The organism is Microvirga sp. GN3 (assembly GCF_055792825.1).
Genome location: NZ_JBVVAK010000084.1, coordinates 1 through 16,318 on the forward strand (window position 1 = coordinate 1; position 16,318 = coordinate 16,318).

Consider the following 16,318-nt stretch of genomic DNA (forward strand, 5'->3'; position numbering starts at 1 on the left):
AGAGCGGCAACGGAAAACGCAGGAAATCCACTGCTGTTGGGGCGCAATCCTGCGCAATCGAAGGCGGTGATGCGCCCGATATCCCAATCGTCTCAACGAGATCGGGATTCTTCACGGACGACGACCTAGAGGCTACCAACGGTGAGGCCGGAAGAGATCGCGATCTACCGAAGCGTCGATGTAAGTCGCCTTTTTACGTAGTCCGTTGCTCTTGTCGCCGCTGCCTGCATGTTCCTTGCAAAGTGCTGGCGCAATCAAAATGGGCAGATCGGCTAATCTTCCCCATGAGGTCTTTCAACGTCTGCGCTTCGGGTGCGACACCAACCTGATGTTGGAAACCCTCATGCTTCGTCTTTGAAGGAAAAGTGCTGTGACAGGAACTGAGATGTAAGCAGATCAAGTTTACATCGAAGTTCCATCTGCCGGCGATGAAACTCGTCTTGCAGGACGCCGATCTCCCCCTCTAGGTGATCCAGTTCCGATTGAAGCCGGGTGCTGAACCGGGGTGCTGAGATCTCAGGAATCTTGCTCCAACCTTGGGTGAGAGAGCGAATTCTTCGAAGCGTTTTCGGTCCGAAACCAGGCAACTTCAGCAAACGGGAATCTGGAATCTGAGCCAGCTCGGATGCGGAGGGGCAACGTCCGCCGAATTCTTCCAATATGCTTTCCTGAACGCGTTGATTGAAACGCGCGATTGGGAATGGGACATCCGGTTGCATATCTCTCCGGCCTTCCAGTTCGTGAGTGCGTCACAATAGCCGGTGTTTTTGATTGCGGCAGGACTACCCTCCTAAAGGAACCTGCATTCTACCCGTAAGTATAATTTGGAAAAACGCGGTCCGGTGCAGGGTCGGACTTTAGACCAGTCGAATGTCTGGCCCTTGGACCGAAGATAACAGACCGAGGTCTCCCTGGACCTCGGACTATTTACTAAAAAACCGTTACACCTTCATCCGATGCCGCCCTCGCGGCTCTGGTCAAGACTGTTGGTGAAATTGCGGACCTGCGGGCCAGGAAGCCCCGGTCGCGGCAATGCGCAGATCACAAGCAATGTGGGCCGAGCCCACCCAGAGGGGAAGCATCATGGTCAATCTCGTCAAGCACGACCTCGAATTCATTCTGCAGCAGATCAAGATTGCAGAAGCGCACGCTGCCGGAGGAGACCTGCGCAAGCTCGTCGCCGAGGCGGGAGGGCTCGATCCCAATGCCGCCACCACGCCGACCCAGGCATTTCTGCTGCCTTACGGTCTGCGCACGGTTGACGGCACCTACAACAACCTCGTCGAAGGACGCGAGACCTGGGGCGCCGCCGACCAGCCGTTCCCGGTCCTGACGCCGCCCGATCATGTGGACGAGAACGACGACCCCGCCCTGCCGCTCGGTCCGACGACGGTCGTGTCCAACAACGACTACGGCCAGATCGGAAGCAACGTCGTCGATTCCGATCCGCGGATCATCTCCAACCTCGTCGCCGACCAGACGCTGAACAACCCTGCCGCCATCAGCGCGGCACTGACCTATGCCGGTATCACGGGCGCGGCCCAGATGACCGCCATCCAGCAGATCCAGGCCGCCCGCGCGGCAATCGCACAGGCGCAGGCGGAGGCCGGAAGCGCACCCGGCGCCATCCCCGGACTTCAGGCTGCCGTCGATGCGGCCGAGGAGGCGCTGGCGGATGCCCAGGCAGCCTTCACCGCGGCACAGACGCAGGCTTCGACTGACCAGTCCACCCATGCGACGGCCGTGACGAACCTCGCCGCCGCGCAGCAGGCCTTCAATGACGCGAAGGCCGTGTTCGATGCCATGAACGGCCAGCTCGGAATCGCGACCCTCAATCTCAACGCCGCCGAGCAGGTCATGGAGGACGGACAGGCTGCCGTCGACGCGGCGCAGGCCCGGGTCGATGCATCCGCTGCGACGCTCCAGGACGCACAGGATGCCGTAGCCGCCGCAACCGCCGAGAAGGTGGCAGCCGAAGCTGAGCTGTCCTCGGCCCAGACGCAACTGGCCCAGCATAACGCCGCTCATGCGGCAGCCGTGGAGGCGCGCGATGCTGCCCAGCAGGCACTTGATGCCGCGCAGGCGGTTCTCGATGGTCTCATCGTGAGTGGTGCCGACGGCCTGAGCGATGAGATCGCGCAGGCCCAGGTTGCCGTCGACACCGCCCAGCAGGCCCTGAATGATGCCCAGAACACCGTCAATGGCGCTCAGGCTCAGGTCGGGCTTTCCACCGCAGCGGTCGAGGCCGCCAATGATCGCGTGAATGCCGCAACCACGGAGCTGGCGAATGCCGAGGCCGCCCTCGCGCCGCTCCAGGCAGAGGCGGATGCAGATCATGCCGCGCATCAGACGGCCCTGACGAACCTCGCGGGCGCCCAGCAGGCGCACGACGAGGCGAAGGCCGCGTACGATGCCATCATGGCAGACGGCGTCGATACTGAAGACCCTGTGGAATGGGCTGCCTTCCTTCAAGCGAACGCCAAGTTCAGGGCTGCCCAGTCGGCTCTGGCAGAGAGCAAGACCGCCGAGGCCAACGCCAAGGCGACAGCCGAAGCCTCTGCTGCGACTGCCGATGCCGCCCAGGCAGACGTGGACGCGGCAACCACGGAGCTGGATGACGCCAACACGGCCCTTGCCGGGGCTCAGCTCCAGTTGGACGCTGCCAACTCAGCCTATGAGGTGGCATTGAAGCTTCGCGACTTGGCCCAGACGGCATTGCAGGATGCGCAGGCCGTGCTCGATGGACTCAACGAGCAGAGCAAGGCCTACGCTGACGCGCTCGCAGACGTTGAAGCTGCCCGACAGACCCGGGACGACAGGCAGGCTGATGTGGATGCCGCCTTTGCGGAGGTCGGCCTCTCTACCGCAGCGGTCGAGGCCGCCAATAATCGCGTGAATGCCGCGACCGCGGAGCTGGCGAATGCCGAGCAGGCTGTCGAAGCGGCCGAGGCGCAGTTGGCGGAGGACGTGGCCTTCCACGCCACGACATTGGCGACCCTCGCCAATGCCGAAGACGCCATGAACGACGCCCAGGCCGTGTACGACTTCGTCAGTGCCCGGCTCCAGGAGGCCAACGACGACTACATCGCGGCCCAGGAGGCCCTGGCCACCGCCCAGACCAACGAGACCGATGCACGGGCGACGGCGGCGGAATCCGCCGCGGCGGTCACGGAGGCCCAGGCCGACGTGACGACGGCAACCACTGAGCTGACGGCTGCCGAGGAGGCCCTTGCCGATGCGCATGGAGCGTCCCAGGCCGTCACGGCCGCGCAGACGACCCTGGCTAATCTCCTAAACCAGTTGGGCATCCAGATGGACGGTAATACCGTCCTGATCCCGAACGTCGCACCCGACATCGGGGACTCCGCGCCCTACAACTCGCTCTTCACCCTGTTTGGCCAGTTCTTCGACCACGGTCTCGACCTGATCGCCAAGGGCGGCAGCGGCACGGTCTACATCCCGCTCCAGCCGGATGATCCGCTCTACGTGCCGGGCAGCCACACGAACTTCATGGCGATGACCCGTGCGGCCGTACCGGGCGGCGAGAACATGAACGTGACCACGCCTTGGGTCGACCAGAACCAGACCTACACCTCGCATCCCTCGCACCAGGTCTTCCTACGCGAGTACACAAAGGATCCGGACGGTAAGACGGTCGCCACCGGCAGGCTGCTCGACGGCGAGCGCGGTCTCGCCACCTGGGCCGATGTCAAGGCGCAGGCGAAAGAGATGCTCGGCATCGACCTCACCGACGCCGACGTCTCCATGGTCCCGCTGCTGCGCACCGACCCCTACGGCAACTTCATCCCCGATCCCGACACCGGCTATGCGCAGGTGATCGTCGGCTTCGGCAATGACGGCACTCCGAACACCTCCGACGACATCGTGATCTCGGGCACGAAAGACGCACCGGTGAGCTTGGCGACCGCTGCCCGCACGGCCCACGCTTTCCTCGACGATATCGCCCATGCGGCAGTACCCGTCGTCGTGGGCGGTGTCCTTCAGAATGACGGCGACAGCGCGGTCGGTTATGCGAATGCCGACGGCTCGACAACCGGTCTCGTCAACACCCGCGGCCAGCAGACTGCCTACGACGACGAGCTGCTCGACGCCCACTACATCACGGGCGACGGACGCGGCAACGAGAACATAGGCCTGACCGCCATCCACCATGTCTTCCACTCGGAGCACAATCATCTCATCGATCAGGTCAAGTCGCTGGCGCTCTCGAGCGGCGACCTCGGCTTCCTGAACGAGTGGCTGCTCGTTCCGGTCACGGCGATCCCGACCACCGATGCGGATAAGGCTGCCCTGAAATGGGACGGCGAGCGCCTGTTCCAGGCCGCCCGCTTCACCAACGAGATGGAGTACCAGCACCTCGTCTTCGAGGAGTTCGCCCGCAAGATGCAGCCCGATGTCGACGCCTTCGTGTTCGAGCCGTCGGTCGACATCAACCCGGCGATCTTCGCGGAGTTCGCGCAGGCCGTGTACCGCTTCGGCCACTCGATGCTCAACGAGAACATCGACATGATCACCGTCAACGGCCAGCAGGTATCGATGACCCTGTTCGAGGGCTTCCTCAACCCGCTCGAATTCGGCGCGACCAATGCGAATGGCGACGTGGTCGTGGATCATGAGCAGGCGGCCGGCGCGATCATCCGCGGCATGTCCCGCCAGCACGGCAACGAGATCGACGAGTTCGTCACACACGTACTGCGCAACCAGCTCGTCGGCATCCCGCTCGACCTCGCGGCGCTCAACATCGCGCGAGGCCGTGATCTCGGCCTGCCGTCCCTCAACGAGGCCCGCGCGCAGTTCTACCAGATGTCAGGGCAGGACTCACAGCTCAAGCCCTACGTGAGCTGGGCCGACTTCGCGCTGAATCTTCAGAACTCGCTGTCGATCGTCAACTTCATCGCAGCCTACGGGAAGCACCAGAGCATCCTTGATGCAACCACGATGGAGGCCAAGCGCGCAGCGGCGGCACTGCTCGTGTTCGGCGGACCCGGTGCGCCGGCCGACCGTCTCGACTTCCTGAACGCCACAGAGAACACCTACTGGGCAAGCCATGAGACGGGTCTCAACGACATCGACCTCTGGATGGGCGGTCTTGCCGAAAAGAAGATGGACTTCGGCGGCATGCTGGGTTCCACCTTCTCCTTCGTCTTTGAGGCGCAGTTGGAAGCCCTCCAGGATGCCGACCGGTTCTACTACCTCTCGCGTGTCCAGGGTCTCAACCTCCTGAACGAGCTCGAGAACAACTCGATGACCGACATCATCATGCGCAACACCGACCTCGGCGACGAGGGTCGGACTGCGCTCCCGGGCGATATCTTCGCCACGCCCGCCCATACCCTCGAGATGATCATCTCGAAGCAGGTCGGTGCGGACCCGGTCTGGGATAACCCGGCCCTCCAGGCTCTCTCGCCGCTGGTGGTGCGCAAGGACGTCGACGGCGATGGCGACCTCGACGTGCTGATCTACAACGGCACCGACCACGTGGTCATGGGTGGCACGTCCGAGAACGACCTGATTGTGGCCGGCGAGGGCGACGACACCGTCTGGGGCTATGAGGGCAACGACACCATCGAAGCCGGTTACGGCGTCGACATCATCCATGGCGGCAAAGGCGATGACATCATCACCAATGCCGGCACCGATATCGGCATGACCGACAAGCTGCACGGCGAGGAAGGCAACGACGTCATCCAAGGCGGATCGGGCTTGGCATTGCTCTTCGGCAACCAGGGACAGGACTTCCTGATCGCAGGTCCGGACGGCAAGCAGGTCTTCGGCGGCACGGACAACGACTTCATCCTCGGCGGTGATGGCGGCGACTTCCTCATGGGCAACGAGGGCGACGACTGGATCGAGGGCGGTGCACGCTTCGACACCCTGGCCGGCGAGAATTCGGAGCTGTTCTTCAACTCCAGCATCATCGGACATGACGTTCTCAATGCCGGGGCCGGCGATGGCGACTACGATGCCGAATCCGGCGACGACATCATGTTCCAGGCGGAGGGCATTCAGCGCAACAACGGCATGGCCGGCTTCGACTGGGCGATCCACAAGGGCGACACCGTCGCGGCGAATACCGACCTCGGCATCCCGCTCTTCGACAACCAGGAGGCGTTCATCCTGCGCGACCGCTTCGACCTCGTCGAGGGCCTGTCCGGATGGAAGCACGACGACATCCTCACCGGGCGCGTCGCGGCGGTGAACACGAGGGCGGAGGCCACGGGTACGGCCGCCATCCCGGGACCTGACTCCCCGCTCGAGTCCTTCTCCAACGACCTGTTGCAGAAGAATGTCTCGCTCATCAATGGCCTTGCCGAACTGGTGGCGCACCGCACCCGTATTCCGGTTGTGGACGCCCAGGGCAGGCCGGTCCTCGACGCCAACGGCAATCAGGAAATGATCGTGCTCGACACCTCGCAGGCCGCGGACATCATCCTCGGCGGCGGCGGCAGCGACACCATCAAGGGTTTTGCCGGGGATGACATCATCGATGGTGACCAGTGGCTGAACGTGCGGATCCGCATCACGACGTCGGAGGGGGTCTTTACCGCCGACGGCATGACGGGGAAGATCTACCGCGATGCTGATTATGACCACGGGGCTCCGAAGGATGGTGCAACACCGGTCTTCGGCGGCAAGACCCTCGATGCTCTGATGCTTAGCGCGACCATCAACCCGGGCCAGCTCAGCATCGTCCGCGAGATCGTCGACGGCGACCTCAACGACAGTGCCAACGACGTGGCGGTCTACGGCGACGTGCGGGCGAACTACACCTTCACGAAGAACGCCGACGGCAGCTTCACGGTGGAGCACGTGAACGTGACGGTCGAGACCGACCCGACCACGGGCAACAACCGCCTCTCGGACGGCACCGACCGCCTGTTCAACATCGAGTACCTTCAGTTCGCCGATCAGAAGGTCTTGATCGCGCAGCGACAGGCAACGGGAGCGCCGACGCTTTCCGGCACCGAGAACGTGCTGACGGCCAATACGGATGCCATAGCGGACCTCAACGGCCTCGGCACCTTCAGCTTCCAATGGGAGTTTTCGAACAACCTGGGAGCGACCTGGACCCCCATCAACGGGGCCACGCAGCGGAACTACACGGTTCCGGACAACCGGGTCGGGCAGTTCATCCGCGTGGTGGTGAGCTTCACGGACGGTGCGGGCAACCAGGAAAGCGTTGCATCAGTGATGACGGCGCGGATCGGCTCCAACTCGAACTTCACCGGCGACAACTTCTCTGGTACCGCTGCCCCGAACCTCATCAACGGTCGCAACGGCAATGACACGCTCTCCGGCCTTGAGGGAGACGACGTGATCAATGGCGGCGCAGGTAATGACTCGATCACGGGTGCAGCCGGGAACGATGCCATCAGCGGCGGCACGGGCAACGACACCATCGACGGTGGCGACGGCAACGATACCATCGACGGCGGATCGGGCAACAACGTCCTCAATGGCGGTGCCGGAAACGACGTCTTCCTGTACGAGATCGACGGTGGAGGGGCGACTTCGACCTTCAATGGCGGTGCCGACACCGACGCAGTCAGCATCTTCGACTCCGGAACTGGCAGCGAGACTCTGACGGTCGCCTTCAACGGCACCCGTCTGACCCAGGTCGAAGCGGCAACGATCAACGCCGACATCGAACGGGTGGTGGCGGATCTCGGGGCGGGCAATGCCGACGCGCTCGATTATTCGACGGCCACCAGCGGTGTCACGGTCGACCTCTCGGCGGGAACGGCCTCCGGCTTCGCGGCGATCGCCGGGATCGAGAATGTCGTGGGCTCCAACAATGCCGATATCCTGATCGGTGACGGATCTGCCAACGTCCTCGACGGACGCGGCGGCGCCGATACCCTCCGGGGCCTTGGCGGCAACGACACCTACATCGTCGACAATATCGGGGATGTGGTGGACGAGAGCGCTGCTGGTTCCGGTGGTGTCGACAGAGTCGAGACGGCTCTTGCGAGCTACACTCTGACGGCTGGCGTCGAGAACCTCGAATACACCGCTAACGGCGCTTTCACGGGCATCGGAAACGCTCTCAACAACGTGATCGATGGAGGTGGCGGCGGAGACAATCTCTCTGGTCTCGACGGTCTCGACATTCTCAACGGCAATGGCGGCAACGACACCATTGACGGTGGAACTGGGAACGACACCTTGGATGGTGCCACCGGTAACGATGTCCTGAATGGCGGTGGTGACAACGACGCCATCTTCGGCGGCTCTGGCAACGATACCATGAACGGCGGAGCCGGGAATGATGTCCTCGACGGTGGAAGCGGCGTCGACAGAATGACCGGCGGCGACGGTACCGACACCTTCGCGTTCGATGACGACGAGACCGGCACCGGCGCGAACCGGGACGTGATCACGGACTTCGTTCAGGGTGTCGACAAGATCAATCTCGCGGCCATGGACGCGAACAGAAGCACGTTTGCCTTCGGAGACCAGGACTTCACGTTCATCGGGACCGGAGCCTTCACCAATGGCGGCGGCGGCCAAGTACGCTACCGCTATGACGCAGGCACTAACCAGACCATCGTGGAAGGGCGCTCCGCCTCCGGCATCTTCGGTCAGTCGACGATCGCATTCGAGATCGCACTGTCCGGACAAGTGACCCTGACTGCGGCAGACTTCATCGGCATCACCAACGCTCCGGCACAGGTGAACCAGCCGCAGAGTCTCCTCTCGGCCCAGGTGCCGTCCATGGCGGAGAATGCGTCGGCCGGTACGGTGGTTGCGAGCCTGATGGAGCTTGCTCCGGAAGCGGCCAACCTGATCTCGTTCTCTCTTCAGGGAGCGTCAAGCAACCTGTTCGAGATCCGAGGCGGCAATGTCGTGCTGAGGCAGGGAGCTTCCCTCGACTTCGAGACCCAACGCTCTCACGAGCTGACGGTCGTCGTGACGGACTCTGACGGCAATGCCGCGCAGCAGACCTTCAAGATCGAGGTGGAGAACATCGGCGGCAGCGTGAAAGGATCGTCCAGGTCCGAATCCTGCCAGGGTACGGATGAGGAAGACCGGATGGAGGGTGGACGCGGTCATGACCGCCTCCACGGCAATTCGGGCGACGACCAGCTCCGCGGCGGCGACGGCAACGACCGACTGCACGGCGGCGAGGGAAGCGACCGGATGTGGGGCGGCAAGGGCAACGACGTCTACTACGTAGACAGCGTCGATGACCGGGTCTACGAGAGCCGCAACCAGGGCATCGATACCGTGTCCTCGTCCGTGAGCCACAAGCTCGGTTCGAATTTCGAGCGACTGTTCCTGACCGGAAGCGACGACGTGAACGGCACGGGCAACAGCCTCGCCAACGTCCTGAAGGGCAATGCTGGCGACAATATCCTCAAGGGCGGCGGCGGACGAGACACCATGTCCGGCGGCGCAGGTGAGGACCGCATCTACGGCAATTCGAGCCATGATCGCCTCTACGGCGGCAATGGCGAGGACCGTCTCTACGGCGGCAGCGGCAACGACCGTCTCGTGGGCGGCAAGGGGGATGACTTCCTCCAGGGCAATTCCGGACGCGACGTCTTCGTATTCGAACGGAACGGCGGCCGGGACACCGTGACAGACTTCCGCGATGGCCATGACCGGATCGACGCGAGGAGCCTGTCCAAAGTCGACAGTCTGTCCGATCTGCACCTGGCCCGCACCGGCGACGACACCGTCATCACCCACGGCGACGATGTCCTCGTCCTGAAGGGCGTCTCTCCTGCCGATCTCGATCAGACCGACTTCATCTTCTGATCGCTGAAAAGCACCCTGCCGGATCATGTGTTGCTCCCGGCGGGGTGGCCTGGAGCCGGATGTCGCAATCCCCCCAATGCGGCATCCGGCTTCATCCTTCATTCTCCGAGGACACGACTATGTCTTATCCATCCGCCAAGGGACGCATCAGCCTCATGGCATCCTGCCGCGGCGCCCTGCTCGGGGTCGCCCTGCTCAGCGGCCTGATCAACATTCTCTACCTGTCGGGTTCCCTCTATATGATGGAGGTCTACGATCGGGTACTGCCGAGCCGCAGCGTCCCGACGCTCGTCGGTCTCTCGGCCATCATCCTCGCGTTGTTCTTGTTCCAGGGTCTGTTCGACATGCTCCGCGGTCGCATCTTCGCCCGCGTCGGTGCTGCGGTTGATGAAGACCTGAGCCAGCGCGTCTTCCGCTTCCAGGTCGCCGCACCACTGCGCGGGAAGGCCGAAGGCGACGGACAGCAGCCGCTGCGCGATCTCGACCAGATTCGTGCCTTCCTCGCCGGCGGCGGCCCGTCGGCGCTGTTCGATCTGCCGTGGATTCCTCTCTATCTCTTCATCTGCTTCGCGTTCCATCCGCTGCTCGGCTGGGTCACGGTGGGCGGCGCCTCGGTCCTCGTCGCCTTCACGGTGCTGACGGATGTGCTGACCCGCAAGGCCTCCAAGGCGGCGGTTCAAGCGGCATCTCAGCGCAACGGCATCGGCGACGGCGCCAGGCGCAATGCTGAAGTCGTGCACGCCATGGGCATGGCCGGGCGGCTAGGACTGATGTGGGGGCAGGCCAACGCGCAGTATCTCGGACATCAGCAGCAGGCCTCGGACGTGTCCGGTGGTCTCGGCGCGTTCTCGAAGGTGATGCGCATGACGCTGCAATCCGGCGTGCTGGGCATCGGAGCGTATCTCGTCATCCATAACGAGGCGACGGGCGGCATCATGATCGCCTCATCGATCCTGGTGTCCCGGGCGCTCGCTCCCGTCGAACTCGCCATCGCAAACTGGAAAGGCTTCGTCGCAGCCCGTCAGGGCTGGTCGCGGCTTCGCACTTCCCTCGAGGACGACGGCTCCAACATTCGACCGCTCCAGCTCCCGGCACCGAAAGCCTCGCTGTCGGTCGAGAGCGCTGGATCAGGCCCGCCCAAGAGTCAGCGCTTCGCCGTACAGGATGTCTCGTTCGAGATGAAGGCTGGAATGGGACTTGGCATCATCGGCCCGAGCGCCTCCGGCAAGTCGTCGCTCGCCCGCTTGCTTGTCGGCGTTTGGCCGACATGGCGCGGCAAGGTCCGCCTCGACGGCGCAGCACTCGATCAGTGGCTGCCCGAGGATCTGGGGCAGCACATCGGCTACCTGCCGCAGGACGTCGAACTGTTCGCCGGTACGGTCGCCCAGAACATCGCCCGCTTCCATGCTGACCCGAAGCCGGAGGACGTGGTCAGGGCTGCCATGGCCGCCGATGTCCATGAGATGATCCTGCACCTGCCTCAGGGCTACGAGACGCAGGTCGGGGAGGCCGGTGCTTCGCTTTCCGGCGGTCAGCGCCAGCGCATCGGCCTCGCCCGCGCGCTCTACGGCAACCCGTTCCTCGTCGTCCTCGACGAGCCGAACTCCAATCTCGACAACGAGGGTGAGCACGCATTGACCCGGGCCATCCTCGGTGTGCGCGAACGCGGAGGCATTGTCGTGGTGATTGCCCACCGTCCGAGCGCTCTTGCTGGCGTCGACCACATTCTTGTCCTCGATGAGGGCGTGGTCCGCAAGTTCGGCACCAAGGAGGAGGTTCTCAGCAGCGTCCTCCGCCCAGTTCCAGCCAACAACGAGCATCCATCCAGCACGGTCAGGCCCGCGGAAGCACGGGGAGCAGCATCATGAGTGGCACCATCAATTCGAGAGCACGCCAGTCCATCTCCCGCCATACCCGTCTCGCGCTCGGCGGCGTCGCTCTTCTCGTCGGCGGTCTCGGCGGATGGGCCTGGACGACCGAGCTGTCAGGAGCTGTCGTCGCGCCGGGCATGGTCGTCGTGGACAGCCATGTGAAGAAGGTCCAGCATCCGACCGGCGGCGTCGTCGGCGAAATCCTCGCCCGTGACGGCGATCGCGTCAGGGCAGGCGATGTTGTCATCCGTCTCGATGAGACTGTGGCAAGGGCCAATCTTGCGATGGTTGCCAAGAGCATCGACGAGATGATTGCCCGCAAGGCACGGCTTGAGGCGGAGCGGGATGGGACGGAGACGATCCGCTTCCCGGTGGACCTCGTGGCCCGCGCAGGCGAATTGGATATTGCCGAACTCATGAATGGCGAGCGGCGCCTGTTCGATAACAGGCGGGAGGCGCGCTCAGGTCAGAAGTCGCAGCTCCGGGAACGGGTGGCGCAACTCGTCGAGCAGATTGACGGCACCAAGTTGCAGGCGGCGGCCAAGGCGGATGAAATTGATCTGATCGCATCCGAACTTACGGGCGTCCAGGACTTGTGGAAGAAGAACCTCGTTCCGATCACCCGTGTGACCTCGCTGAAGCGCGAGGAGACACGGCTTCGGGGTGAGCGCGGGCAGCTCATCTCGACGGTCGCTCAGGCGAAGGGCCGGATCAGCGAAACCGAACTGCAGATCATGCAGATAGACCAGGATCTGCGCAGTGAGGTCTCCACGGAGCTGCGCGAGGTCCAGGCGAAGATTGCCGAGTTCGTGGAGCGCAAGGTCGCGGCCGAGGACCAGTTGAAGCGTATCGACATACGCGCGCCACAGGATGGAACCGTACATCAGTCGGCTGTGCATACGATTGGAGGCGTCATCGGACCGGGCGATACCCTGATGCTCGTCATGCCGGAGGGCGACAAGCTGTCCATCGAGGTGAAGGTTGCGCCGCAGGACATCGACCAACTCCGTCAGGGCCTCGATACTGTCCTGCGGCTATCGGCTTTCAATCAACGCACGACGCCGGAAATCAAGGGGCACGTCATGCGCATTGCCGCCGATCTCGTAACGGACGAGCGCAGTGGCATATCCCACTATCCTGTCCGGATTGCCATTGCAGAAGGCGAGCAGGAGCGCCTCGGTTCCGCGAAGCTACTGCCGGGCATGCCCGTGGAAGGCCTCATCCAGACAGGTTATCGGACAGTATTCTCGTATCTGACGAAGCCAATCGCCGACCACCTGGCGCGTGCTTTCAGGGAAGAATAGGTCCAGGAGGTGTTCGAGACGGACGCTTCAGTGAAATTTGCCCGGAGCATTCGGGTCCCCGTGGCTTGGATCGAGGCAATTCAGGGAGCTTCGTCGTGCTGAAACGTGAGCCGCTCGAAACTGAGAAGGAGACACTGGAGGACCTGCTTGCTCACGTGACGGCAGAGCTCACCTCTCAGAGGATCGTAACTGACCTGATCGTCTGTGCCTTGTGCGTCGATGTCCGGGGTCTCATCGGAAGCTCACTTCTGCGCGCGCTTGATGTCGTTCAGGGCGAGCTTGAGGCTAACCTCGGTCACCACGACCTCCTGGCCGCCTCGTTACGAGAGCGGCGCGAGAGTCTGCATGACCTGATGATAGAACGGGCCTTGGAGAAGGTCACAGGTAGCAGCCATTGAGCCGTGACTTCATCCGGAGATGATCGTTGTGAAAACACAATAGCTTGCAGGTATATGCAAGACTCCTATCGCCGGGAATGCGAGGATTGCGAAATGGAATGAGCCGCTGCAACAACCAGTGACGCAAAGCGTTCTTCGGCCTCCTCCGGGGTGTATCGACTGCGGGACACTGCGATGTTGATCGCCCCGTAGGGAATTCCCTTCGAGTCAAGAATTGCAGCGGCGAGCGACAGGTCGCCGTAAAAGTACTCCTCAAAGGCAGTCGCATAGCCGCGCGTCGCAGTCAGTTGAAGTTTGGCCGCGATGGCATCCCTGCTCCAGGTGGTGTGAGGCGTGAAAGGGCGCAGGTCCGAGCGATCGAGAATGGACTGAGCATCCGCCTTCGGAAGGCGTGCCAGAATGGCAATGCCAGGTGCTGTGCAGTAGGCAGGCAGTCTCGTGCCAATGATCACGTCGTTGTTCAGCACGTGCCTGCTCATGAAGCGTGAGACGAAGACGATCTCGGTATCGTCCAGCACCGTCAGGTTCACCGTCTCCTCAGTAGTTTTGCTCAGGTGCATGAGATAGGGCATCCCGCGCTCAACCAGGGTGCTCGCCCGCGCATAATGATACCCGAAGTCAAGTGCCTTCACGGTGAGTTCGAAGCGCTTGGTATCCGCGTCCTTTGCAAGATAGCCGAGCTTGGTCAGGGTATGGGTGAACCGTTGGGCTGCACTCATGTCCAAGCCGGTTTCGTCGACGATCTGGGACAGGCTCAGATTGGGCCGAGTACCATCAAAGACCCGCAGAACCCTGAAAGCCTTCTCGACCGATTGGACCATCAAGGGGTCCCGGTCCTCGGCCTCAGAACCAAGCTCCTGAACTGACGCAACTTTGTTTGTTCTTCGAGCCATGTGAACTCCGAACCCTGGGCAATCTGTTATCGCATTTCAATAGCAGTGACATGACATTGCTGAAACAGTGCTTGACACGTTTCCAAAGCCTACTAACACTATGCAATATCAACTATTGCAATGCAATAGTAAATTATCGCACTGGAGGAAGGCATGGATCGTTTCATTCTCACGGACCGGGCAGGGGACGTTGGCCTGATCACTCTCAATCGGCCGGAAATCCTCAACGCTTGGCACAGCCCCATGCGCCAGCAGCTGATTGCAGCGCTGGCTGGCTTCGAGCGGGATGAGACCATCCGGGCCATTATCCTGACAGGCGCCGGCGACCGCGCCTTCAGCGCAGGACAGGATCTTAGCGAGACCAAAACGTTCGATGCCGACCGCGGCGAGGAATGGGTGAAGGAATGGGAGCGTCTCTACGACACGATTCGCTCGCTCTCGAAGCCGCTCATTGCAGCCCTCAACGGCGTAGCCGCAGGCTCCGCCTTCCAGGTCGCGCTTCTGTGCGACTTCCGGGTCGGGCATCCCGGTGTGCGCATGGGGCAGCCGGAAATCAACTCAGGAATTGCCAGCACCACGGGTCCCTGGATCATGCGTGAGATTATTGGCTTGGCCCGCACGATCGACCTGACACTGAGCGGCCGTCTCATGGATGCTGAAGAGTGCCGGTCGCTCGGCCTTATCAACCGTATCGTGCCGCAGGAGCAGGTCATGACCGAGGCCATGTCTCTTGCTCGTGAGCTCGCGGCCAAGCCGCCCGTGGCGATGCGCCTCGACAAGCAACGCTTCCGCGAGATGACCGAGGCGGGATTCCGGGATTGCCTTGACGCTGGCATCCGCATCCAGCGCGAGGCTTATGCTTCGGGTGAGCCGGCCAGAATGATGGAGCAGTTCCTCGCGCGCCGGACTGCGCAGCGCGCCTGACCACTACGAGCCAACAAGACCGTGTCGAAGCGGCAACCCAACCTTGAACCAGAGGGTTAATCCAGTGACGAAGCACAAAGACAACACAATTGATCGCCGCGAACTGTTGAAGTGGGGCGGGAGCCTCGGTCTCGCCATCGCTTCCCCAGCCATCATGACCAGATCAGCATTCGCGGCGACAACGATTACGGTTGCCGATCCAGGCGGACCCTACAGCCCCGGCTACCGGAAGGCGTTCTACGATCCTTTCGAGAAAGCCACCGGCATCAAGGTCGTCAACGTTGCACGCGAGGCCGAACCTACTGCTCAGTTCAAGGCGATGGTCGACACCAAGTCGTATACCTGGGACGTCTGCACGCTCACCCTGTCGGCGCGTGATATCCTCGCCAAGATGAACCTTCTCGAGCCGATCGGGATTGCAGCCAGCGATGCTCCGGGACTCATGCCGGAGGCGCTCACTCCCTTGTGGATGGGGATCGACGTCTACTCGACGATCATGGCTTACCGGACCGATCGCTTCAAGGACGGCGCCGCCCCGAGTTCATGGGCCGATTTCTGGAATGTTCAGAAATTCCCCGGCCGCCGGTCCCTGCGCAAAAATCCGATCGATACGTTGGAGCAGGCGCTTCTCGCGGATGGCGTTCCCCTCGACAAGCTCTATCCCCTCGATGTCGAGCGGGCCTATAAGAGCCTGGAAAAGATCAAGCCGCATATCGATGTGTGGTGGACTGGCGGCGCTCAATCGAGCCAGCTCATTCAAAGCGGCGAAGTGGATCTCATCGCTCTCTGGAACGCCCGCGCTCAAGCGGTCATCGATGGCGGCGCGCCGGTCAAGACTGTCTGGAACCAGGGCCTCTATTCGATTGAAGGATGGGGCATTCCGAAGGGCTCGCCGCGAGCCGATGCGGCTCGCCAGTTCGTGAAATTCTGCGCGGACCCCAAACAGCAGGCGCTCTTCACCGAGTTCCTCTCTTATGGCCCGACCAACCTGAAGGCCTATGAGAGCATCCCTGCTCCACGCGCCGTAACGCTGCCGACCCACGAGGCCAATCTCAAGCTCATGACAATTGCACGAGAGGACTGGTGGAGCGCCAACCGGGCCGCGATGACCGAGCGCTTCAACGCGTGGATTCTCGGCTAGAGGA

General features: G+C 62.5%; 8 protein-coding genes. 6 read left to right on the forward strand and 2 right to left on the reverse strand.

Annotated elements, in window-relative coordinates:
* Positions 1 to 341 precede the first annotated feature (341 nt).
* Positions 342 to 719, reverse strand: a complete 378-nt coding sequence (locus tag ACS5Q1_RS30135) for a hypothetical protein (protein ID WP_473101657.1) — start codon at positions 717 to 719, stop codon at positions 342 to 344.
* A 364-nt stretch (positions 720 to 1,083) separates the two neighbouring features.
* On the opposite strand from ACS5Q1_RS30135, the gene ACS5Q1_RS30140 reads away from it, so the two are divergent.
* From ACS5Q1_RS30140 to ACS5Q1_RS30155, 4 genes are all read left to right on the forward strand, one after another.
* Entirely contained in the window at positions 1,084 to 9,783 is an 8,700-nt protein-coding gene (locus ACS5Q1_RS30140) for a peroxidase family protein (protein WP_473101658.1), read from the forward strand.
* Between the two features lie 119 nt (positions 9,784 to 9,902).
* Entirely contained in the window at positions 9,903 to 11,651 is a 1,749-nt protein-coding gene (locus tag ACS5Q1_RS30145) for a type I secretion system permease/ATPase (protein WP_473101659.1), read from the forward strand.
* The gene (locus tag ACS5Q1_RS30150; RefSeq protein WP_473101660.1) at positions 11,648 to 12,958 is read left to right on the forward strand and encodes an HlyD family type I secretion periplasmic adaptor subunit; all 1,311 of its coding nucleotides are present in this window, start codon (positions 11,648 to 11,650) and stop codon (positions 12,956 to 12,958) included. The genes ACS5Q1_RS30145 and ACS5Q1_RS30150 overlap by 4 nt, the downstream gene beginning before the upstream one ends.
* 95 nt (positions 12,959 to 13,053) lie before the next feature.
* Positions 13,054 to 13,356, forward strand: a complete 303-nt coding sequence (locus ACS5Q1_RS30155; RefSeq protein ID WP_473101661.1) for a hypothetical protein — start codon at positions 13,054 to 13,056, stop codon at positions 13,354 to 13,356.
* Between the two features lie 65 nt (positions 13,357 to 13,421).
* Here ACS5Q1_RS30155 and ACS5Q1_RS30160 read toward each other — a convergent pair whose 3' ends face one another.
* Positions 13,422 to 14,249 carry an IclR family transcriptional regulator gene (locus ACS5Q1_RS30160; RefSeq protein WP_203442564.1) on the reverse strand — a complete coding sequence of 276 codons (828 nt, stop codon included), beginning with the start codon at positions 14,247 to 14,249 and terminating at the stop codon, positions 13,422 to 13,424.
* A 153-nt stretch (positions 14,250 to 14,402) separates the two neighbouring features.
* Between ACS5Q1_RS30160 and ACS5Q1_RS30165 the strand changes: the two genes are divergently transcribed.
* Together ACS5Q1_RS30165 and ACS5Q1_RS30170 are read left to right on the forward strand one after the other, a co-directional pair.
* Entirely contained in the window at positions 14,403 to 15,173 is a 771-nt protein-coding gene (locus tag ACS5Q1_RS30165; protein WP_473101662.1) for an enoyl-CoA hydratase/isomerase family protein, read from the forward strand.
* Positions 15,174 to 15,237: 64 nt separating this feature from the next.
* Positions 15,238 to 16,314, forward strand: a complete 1,077-nt coding sequence (locus tag ACS5Q1_RS30170) for an ABC transporter substrate-binding protein (RefSeq protein ID WP_473101663.1) — start codon at positions 15,238 to 15,240, stop codon at positions 16,312 to 16,314.
* The last annotated feature ends 4 nt before the right edge of the window (positions 16,315 to 16,318 follow it).

Coding starts and splice junctions, on each gene's coding strand:
- ACS5Q1_RS30165 (WP_473101662.1), top strand. CDS start 14,403: ATGGATCGTTTCATTCTCACGGACCGGGCAGGGGACGTTGGCCTGATC.
- ACS5Q1_RS30145 (WP_473101659.1), top strand. CDS start 9,903: ATGTCTTATCCATCCGCCAAGGGACGCATCAGCCTCATGGCATCCTGC.
- ACS5Q1_RS30150 (WP_473101660.1), top strand. CDS start 11,648: ATGAGTGGCACCATCAATTCGAGAGCACGCCAGTCCATCTCCCGCCAT.
- ACS5Q1_RS30160 (WP_203442564.1), bottom strand. CDS start 14,249: ATGGCTCGAAGAACAAACAAAGTTGCGTCAGTTCAGGAGCTTGGTTCT.
- ACS5Q1_RS30140 (WP_473101658.1), top strand. CDS start 1,084: ATGGTCAATCTCGTCAAGCACGACCTCGAATTCATTCTGCAGCAGATC.
- ACS5Q1_RS30135 (WP_473101657.1), bottom strand. CDS start 719: ATGCAACCGGATGTCCCATTCCCAATCGCGCGTTTCAATCAACGCGTT.